This window comes from Streptomyces sp. MUSC 14 (genome assembly GCF_001866675.1).
Classification (GTDB): domain Bacteria; phylum Actinomycetota; class Actinomycetes; order Streptomycetales; family Streptomycetaceae; genus Streptomyces.
The window spans coordinates 94,634-102,456 of the sequence record NZ_MLYN01000044.1 but is presented as its reverse complement, the minus strand read 5'-3'; the positions used below and the strand labels follow the sequence as shown (position 1 = coordinate 102,456).

The following is a 7,823-nucleotide window of genomic DNA, read 5'->3' as shown; positions in this document are numbered from 1 at the left end:
ACCGACCGCGTCGACGCCCTCCGCAAGGCCGTCGGCCTCTGAGGCGAACGGCAGCACGGCTGACACCGGCTCCCGGGACCACCGTTCGGTGCTCCCGGGAGCCGATGTCGTCATGCCGTCCATGCATGTGAACGGCGGGCCGCGAGCGCCCCGTTGTCAGTGGCGTTTGGTAAGAATGCAAGCGTGAGCAGCGAGAACGAGCAGGGGGGCGGGGGCGTCGAAGGGGCGCCGCCGGAGCAGCTCGCGCTCATCCGGGAGAGCGTGCGCAAGGCGAAGACGCCGCGCGCCAAACCGCGCACCTGGCGGGGCGCCGCGCTCGCCAAGGAGCTGCCCGTCGCCCGGGTCCTGGTCGACAAGGGCGTACTGCACCTCGACCGGTACTTCGACTACGCCGTCCCCGAGGAACTGGACGAACAGGCGCAGCCCGGAGTGCGGGTGCGGGTGCGGTTCGGGGCCGGCCGGCACCGGGTGCGCGAAGGGCGCCGCGAGGGCGGCGGGCTGATCGACGGCTTCCTCGTCGAGCGGCGCGCCGAGTCCGACTACTCCGGACCGCTGGCCGCGCTGGCCCAGGTCGTCTCCCCGGAGCCGGTGCTGAGCGAGGAGCTGCTCGGCCTTGCCCGGGCCGTCGCCGACCGCTACGCCGGCAGCCTCGCCGATGTCCTCCAGCTGGCCGTGCCGCCGCGCAGCGCCGCCGCCGAGAAGCGCCCGTCGCCCGCGCCGCTGCCGCCGCCCGTGCCACCCGGCCCCGGCTCCTGGGGGCGGTACGAGCACGGGGTCGCCTTTCTCGACGCGCTGGCCTCCGGCGGAGCGCCCCGGGCGGTGTGGACCGCGCTGCCGGGTCCGCTGTGGAGCGAGGAGGCGGCCCGGGCCGTCGCCGCCACGCTCGCCTCGGGGCGCGGCGCCCTCGTCGTCGTACCGGACGGGCGGGCCGCCGCGCGGGTCGACGCGGCGCTCACCGCACTGCTCGGCCCCGGGCGGCACGCGCTGCTGACCGCCGACGCGGGTCCCGAGAAGCGGTACGCGCAGTGGCTCGCCGTGCGGCGCGGAGCCGTACGGGCCGTCGTGGGGACACGGGCCGCCATGTTCGCTCCCGTGCGCGACCTGGGCCTCGTCGCGGTCTGGGACGACGGCGACGACAGCCTGAGCGAGCAGCACGCCCCGCAGCCGCACGCGCGCGATGTGCTGCTGCTGCGCGCCGCGCTGGACAGGTGCGCCTTCCTGCTGGGCGGGTTCGGCTGCACCGTGGAGGCCGCCCAGCTCGTGGCGAGCGGCTGGGCCCGGCCGCTGGTCGCCGGCCGTGAGCAGGTACGACGGGCCGCGCCCCTGGTCCGGACGGTCGGCGACGACGACCTCGGGCGTGACGAGGCCGCCCGCGCCGCCCGGCTGCCGACCCTGGCCTGGCAGGCGGCCCGCGAAGGGCTGCGGCACGGGCCGGTGCTGGTGCAGGTGCCCCGGCGCGGCTATGCCCCCCGTATGGCCTGTGACCGGTGCCGGGCGCCCGCGCGGTGCCGGCACTGCTCCGGACCGCTCCAGGGCCAGGACGCCGGAGTGCTGCGATGCGGCTGGTGCGGGCGCGAGGAGAGCGCGTGGCACTGCCCGGAGTGCGGCGGCTTCCGGTTGCGCGCACAGGTGGTGGGGGCGCGGCGGACGGCCGAGGAACTGGGGCGCGCCTTTCCCGCCGTACCGGTGCGGACCTCGGGACGGGAGCATGTGCTGGACACCGTGCCGGGCACGCCCGCGCTGGTGGTGAGCACCCCGGGCGCCGAGCCCGTCGCCGAGGGCGGCTACGCGGCGGCCCTGCTGCTGGACGGCTGGGCCATGCTCGTCCGCCCCGACCTGCGGGCCGGCGAGGACGCACTGCGCCGGTGGATCGCGGCGAGCGCGCTGGTCCGGCCGCAGGGCGAGGGGGGCACGGTGGTCGTGGTGGCCGAGCCGACGCTGCGGCCGGTGCAGGCGCTGGTGCGCTGGGACCCCGTCGGGCATGCGGTACGGGAGTTGGCCGAGCGGGCGGAGCTGGGCTTCCCGCCGGTGTCCCGGATGGCGGCCGTCACGGGAGTGCCGGCGTCCGTCGCCGGATTCCTGGCGTCGGCCGAACTGCCGCCGGACGCCGAGGTGTTGGGGCCGGTTCCGGTGCCGCCCACGCCGCCCGGCCGGCCCCGCAGGCCCGGTGCTCCGCCACCCGGCGAGCACTGGGAGCGGGCGCTTGTGCGGGTGCCGCCCGGGAGCGGGGCGGCGCTGGCCGCCGCGCTGAAGGCCGCCCAGGCCGCGCGGATGGCGCGGGGAAGCGGGAACAGCGGGGCCGGAGAGTCCGTGCGGGTGCGGATCGATCCGCCGGACATCGGGTGACGTGCGCCCCCGGGAGATGTGACTGCCCTCCCGGACATGGTGCCGGGAGGGCGGGGCGGCGCGGACCGGTGGGCGTAGCGCGTCAGCCGTTGCGGGGCCCGGGGAAGGCCGTCGGGCGGGCGTCGTCGCGCAGGGCGGGGCTGCCGGCGGTGGGCTGCGTGGGCATGGAACGGGCCGCGGGGACCGTGGGCACCGACGGCAGGCCGGTGTTCACGCCGATCGCGCGCGAGCCGGACGGCTCCGGCGTCCGTTCGGCCTCGGCGGCGGCCGCCTGGGCCGCGGCGCGGCGGGCGCCGTAACGGCGGTGCACCGCCTGCTTGGTGACCCCGAGCGCCGAGCCCACCGCGTCCCACGAGAAGCCCAGCGAGCGGTCGAAGTCCACGGCGGCCGTGACCAGGGTCTCGACGCTGTCGCGGAGTTCCTGGGCCAGGCGGACCGTGGGGGCGGGGGCGCGTCCGTAGACGACGAAGCCCGTGGACGGGCCGGAGCGGCGCGGGCGGTAGACGTTGCCCAGCTGGGCGGTGAGCGTGCGCAGCGCGTCCACCTGTCGGCGGACCCGCTCGATGTCCCGCACCAGCAAGTGCAGGCTGGCCCGGGCCTGGGCGTCGTGGGTTGCGTGGTCGGCCATGAACAAGCCTCTCGAACCGGCGTTGAAAGGAATTGGGCCGCGAAAGCGGCCCGTTGTGGTCAACTCTTTCTTGACCAACGCGTGTGCGCGCCGCTGGTCACGGGGTGGGGGCGTACGGGCATATGCGTACGCCGGTCGGCCGGGCGCCTGCGCCCGGCGGTGGTGCGGGACCGCTCTTGCGCCGGCGCCCCGCCCGAGTCCCCCGGCCGTGACGCTGACCTGTGCGGCTCCGGCCGTCGGCGGCTTTTCCCCGGTGGTCATAGACTGGTGCGCTGCCCGTCCAACACCCGCCAGAGAGGCCCGATCCCGCCCATGAAGCTCGTCTTCGCCGGTACCCCCGAGGTCGCCGTTCCCGCTCTGGACGCCCTGATCGCCTCCGGGCGGCACGAGGTCGCCGCCGTCGTCACGCGGCCCGACGCGCCGGCCGGACGCGGGCGCAGGCTGGTCGCGTCGCCCGTGGCCGAGCGGGCGGAGGAGGCCGGGATCGAGGTGCTCAAGCCCCTCAAGCCGCGCGACCCGGAGTTCCTGGAGCGGCTGGCGCAGATCGCCCCGGACTGCTGCCCGGTCGTCGCCTACGGCGCCCTGCTGCCCAGGGTCGCCCTCGACATCCCGGCGCACGGCTGGGTCAACCTGCACTTCTCGCTGCTGCCCGCCTGGCGCGGGGCCGCGCCGGTGCAGCACTCCATCATGGCGGGCGACGAGATCACCGGCGCCTCCACCTTCCTCATCGAGGAGGGCCTCGACTCCGGGCCCGTCTACGGCACCGTCACCGAGGAGGTGCGGGCCACCGACACCAGCGGCGACCTGCTCACGCGGCTCGCGTTCGCCGGCGCCGGGCTGCTCGCCGCGACCATGGACGGCATCGAGGACGGCACCCTGAAGGCCGTACCGCAGCCGGCCGACGGCATCACCGTCGCGCCGAAGATCACCGTCGAGGACGCCCAGGTGGACTGGGCCGCCCCCGCGCTGCGCGTCGACCGGGTCGTGCGCGGCTGCACCCCGGCGCCCGGCGCCTGGACCACCTTCCGCGGTGAGCGGCTGAAGCTCGTCCAGGTCACGCCCGTGCCGGAGCGGACCGACCTCGCGCCGGGGCGGATGGCGGCCGGCAAGAACAGCGTGCACGTCGGCACGGGGTCGTACGCCGTCGAGCTGCTCTGGGTGCAGGCCCAGGGCAAGAAGCCGATGCGGGCGGCCGACTGGGCCCGCGGGGTGCGCATCGCCGAGGACGAGACCCTCGGGAGCTGAGCGCTCCGCCGGAGGAGCCCCGATGTGCCGTCGGTCCTCCGCGGGTCCGGACCCGCAGAAGGGCCGCGAGGCCCGGGCGGCGGCGGTGCCGGTGTGCGGACGTAGGCTGGAGACCGCACCTCCTTCCTCGTATCCGGAGCACCTTTTTCGTGAGTGAGCAGTCCCGGCGGCCCCGTAAGCCCGCCAAGCCCTACCGCCGTCCGCAGAAGGACCCCGTCCGCATCCTGGCCTTCGAGGCGCTGCGCGCGGTCGACGAGCGGGACGCGTACGCCAACCTCGTGCTGCCGCCGCTGCTGCGCAAGGCGCGCGAGAAGGAGGGGCCGGAGAAGTTCGACGCACGGGACGCGGCCCTCGCGACCGAGCTGGTGTACGGCACGCTGCGCCGGCAGGGGACGTACGACGCCGTCATCGCCGCCTGTGTCGACCGGCCGCTGCGCGAGGTCGACCCGCCGGTGCTCGACGTGCTCAGCCTCGGGGTGCACCAGCTGCTCGGGACCCGGATCCCGGCGCACGCCGCCGTGTCCGCCTCCGTCGAGCTGGCCCGCGTGGTGCTCGGCGACGGACGGGCCAAGTTCGTCAACGCCGTGCTGCGCAAGGTGACCCAGCACGACCTCGGCGGCTGGCTGGAGCAGGTCGCGCCGTCCTACGACGAGGACCCCGAGGACCACCTCGCCGTCGTGCACTCGCACCCGCGCTGGGTCGTCTCCGCGCTCTGGGACTCCCTCGGCGGCGGGCGCGCCGGGATCGAGGACCTGCTGGAGGCCGACAACGAGCGGCCCGAGGTGACCCTGGTCGCGAGGCCGGGGCGGGCCACCGCCGAGGAACTGCTGCGCGAGGAGGCCGCCGTGCCCGGGCGCTGGTCGCCGTACGCCGTGCGGCTCGCCGAGGGCGGTGAGCCGGGCGCGGTGGCGGCCGTGCGTGAGGGACGGGCCGGGGTGCAGGACGAGGGCAGCCAGCTGGTGGCCCTGGCGCTCGCCAACGCGCCCGTCGAGGGATCCGACGCGCGGTGGCTCGACGGCTGTGCCGGCCCCGGCGGCAAGGCCGCGCTGCTCGCCGCCCTCGCCGCCGAACGCGGCGCCACGCTGCTCGCCTCCGAGAAGCAGCCGCACCGGGCCGGGCTGGTCGCCAAGGCGCTGGCCGGCAACCCCGGGCCGTACCAGGTCATCGCCGCCGACGGCACCCGGCCGCCGTGGCGGCCCGGGGCCTTCGACCGCGTGCTGATGGACGTGCCGTGCACCGGGCTGGGCGCGCTGCGCAGGCGGCCCGAGGCCCGCTGGCGGCGGCGCCCCGAGGACCTGGAGAACTTCGCGCCGCTGCAGCGCGGCCTGCTGCGCACCGCGCTCGACTCGGTGCGCGTGGGCGGCGTCGTCGGATACGCCACCTGCTCGCCGCACCTCGCCGAGACCCGGGCGGTCGTCGCCGACGTGCTCAAGCAGCACCCGCAGGCGGAGCTGATCGACGCGCGCCCGCTGCTGCCCGGCGTACCGGCGCTCGGCGAGGGGCCGGACGTCCAGCTGTGGCCGCATCTGCACGGCACCGACGCGATGTACCTGGCGCTCATCCGTCGTACCGGCTGAGGTCACGCGCTCACCGGGAGTCATCCACAGGCGGCCGCGGCAGTATGATGAACGGCCTCGCCTGTGGACGGACGCGAACATCAGTGCTCCGGACATGGCAGTCTTGGGGCATGGCCCAGATCAACCCCAGCATCCTGTCCGCCGACTTCGCCCGCCTCGCGGAGGAGGCCAAGGCGGTCCAAGGCGCCGACTGGCTCCATGTCGACGTCATGGACAACCACTTCGTCCCGAACCTCACGCTCGGCGTGCCGGTCGTGGAGTCCCTGGCGCGTGCGACGGACACCCCGCTGGACTGCCATCTGATGATCGAGGACCCCGACCGCTGGGCCCCCCAGTACGTGGAGGCGGGTGCCTCCTCGGTGACCTTCCACGTGGAGGCGGCCGCCGCGCCCGTGCGGCTCGCCCGGGAGATCCGCGCCAAGGGGGCCCGTGCCTCCATGGCGCTCAAGCCGGCGACGCCGATCGAGCCGTTCGAGGACCTGCTGCCCGAGCTCGACATGCTGCTGATCATGACGGTCGAGCCCGGCTTCGGCGGCCAGGCGTTCCTCGACATCATGCTGCCGAAGATCCGTCGCACCCGGGAGCTGATCGCCAAGCACGGCCTCCAGGTGTGGCTCCAGGTGGACGGCGGTGTCTCCGCCTCGACGATCGAGCGGTGCGCGGAGGCGGGCGCGGACGTCTTCGTGGCCGGCTCGGCGGTCTACGGCGCAGCCGACCCGGCGGAGGCGGTGCGTGCCCTGCGCGCCCAGGCGGACGCGGTCACCGCCCGGTCGTCCTGGGCATGCGACCACTGAGCCACGGCTGCATGAACGGTTAAGTGAACGGCGCCCATCAGGGCAGATCAGTCGCCCCGAATCTGCAAGGATGAACGGCGAATCCAGAGTGTGAACAGCAGTGAGGAGATCGCCGTGTCGGGTATGTCGGCGGGCCGGTCAGCCATGCGGATGGGACCCGCTGAGCTGGTCCAGGCGGCGGCCATGGCCCGCCGCTTCTACCTCGAGGGGAAGTCCAAGATCCAGATCGCCGAGGAGTTCGGTGTCAGCCGCTTCAAGGTGGCCCGGGTCCTGGAGACGGCCCTCGAACGGGATCTCGTACGGATCGAGATCCGCGTGCCGGCCGAGCTGGACGCCGAGCGCTCCGACGCGCTCCGCGCCCGGTACGGACTGCGGCACGCCGTCGTGGTCGAGTCCCCGGCCGAGGCCGAGGAGACCCCCGACCCGGAGAACCTCGGCGAGGTCGCGGCCGACCTGCTCGGCGAACTCGTCAACGAGGGGGACGTGCTGGGGCTGGCCTGGGGCCGGTCCACCATCCACATGGCGGCGGCGCTCGACCGGCTGCCGCCCTGCACGGTGGTGCAGCTGACGGGGGTGTACGACGCCGGGACCGCCGAGCGCGGATCGGTGGAGGCGGTGCGCCGCGCCGCGCAGGTGTCGGGCGGGGACGCGCACCCCATCTACGCGCCGATGCTGCTGCCGGACGCGGCCACCGCGGCGGCGCTGCGCCACCAGACCGGGATCGCCCGGGCCTTCGAGTACTTCGACAAGGTCACGGTCGCCTGTGTCTCCATCGGTTCCTGGGAGCCGGGCATCTCGACGGTGCACGACATGCTCAGCGACGAGGAGCGGGCGCACTACGCCTCGCTCGGTGTCGCCGCCGAGATGTCCGCGCACCTCTTCGACGCCGAGGGCCGCCGGATCGGGCGGGACCTGGGGGAGCGGTGCATCACGGTCAAGACCGACCAGCTGCGCCGTATCCCGGAGGTCGTGGCGATCGCGGGCGGACAGCGCAAGGCGGCCGCGATCGACGCGGTGCTGCGGTCCGGGCTGGTCACCAGCCTGGTCACGGACACCTCGGCCGCGGACTACCTGATGACGGCGGGACCGACCCCGAAGCCGGCCCTGAGCCGCGCGGACCCCGACGGCTCCTGACCGGCCCCCGCACCGGGCCCGCGAGACCCGGCGGACACGCCGACTCCGGTCGCCGGGCGCGGAGTTCGTGACGGTGGGACGGCCGTGGCAGCATCGTCC

General features: G+C 75.3%; 6 protein-coding genes. 5 read left to right on the top strand and 1 reads right to left on the bottom strand.

The genetic code is table 11. From position 1 onward, the window contains the following. Window positions 1-183: 183 nt before the first annotated feature. Window positions 184-2,346: a primosomal protein N' gene (locus BIV25_RS27535; RefSeq protein ID WP_071375133.1), complete on the top strand. Its 2,163-nt coding sequence runs from the start codon at window positions 184-186 to the stop codon at window positions 2,344-2,346. An 82-nt stretch (window positions 2,347-2,428) separates the two neighbouring features. On the opposite strand, the gene BIV25_RS27530 is transcribed toward BIV25_RS27535, so the two are convergent. After that, on the bottom strand, window positions 2,429-2,974 hold the full coding sequence (locus BIV25_RS27530) for a hypothetical protein (RefSeq protein ID WP_071375132.1): 546 nt from the start codon (window positions 2,972-2,974) through the stop codon (window positions 2,429-2,431). 312 nt (window positions 2,975-3,286) lie between these two features. On the opposite strand from BIV25_RS27530, the gene fmt reads away from it, so the two are divergent. The 4 genes from fmt (at window position 3,287) to BIV25_RS27510 (ending at window position 7,724) form a co-directional block, all read left to right on the top strand. Next, window positions 3,287-4,219, top strand: a complete 933-nt coding sequence (gene fmt, locus BIV25_RS27525; RefSeq protein WP_071375131.1) for a methionyl-tRNA formyltransferase — start codon at window positions 3,287-3,289, stop codon at window positions 4,217-4,219. A gap of 149 nt (window positions 4,220-4,368) precedes the next feature. Next, window positions 4,369-5,796 (top strand): RsmB/NOP family class I SAM-dependent RNA methyltransferase, encoded by a 1,428-nt coding sequence (locus tag BIV25_RS27520; RefSeq protein WP_071375130.1) that lies wholly within the window; start codon window positions 4,369-4,371, stop codon window positions 5,794-5,796. Window positions 5,797-5,906: 110 nt separating this feature from the next. After that, window positions 5,907-6,590: a ribulose-phosphate 3-epimerase gene (rpe, locus tag BIV25_RS27515; protein ID WP_071375129.1), complete on the top strand. Its 684-nt coding sequence runs from the start codon at window positions 5,907-5,909 to the stop codon at window positions 6,588-6,590. Window positions 6,591-6,680: 90 nt separating this feature from the next. After that, window positions 6,681-7,724: a sugar-binding transcriptional regulator gene (locus BIV25_RS27510; protein WP_071375128.1), complete on the top strand. Its 1,044-nt coding sequence runs from the start codon at window positions 6,681-6,683 to the stop codon at window positions 7,722-7,724. Window positions 7,725-7,823: the final 99 nt, after the last annotated feature.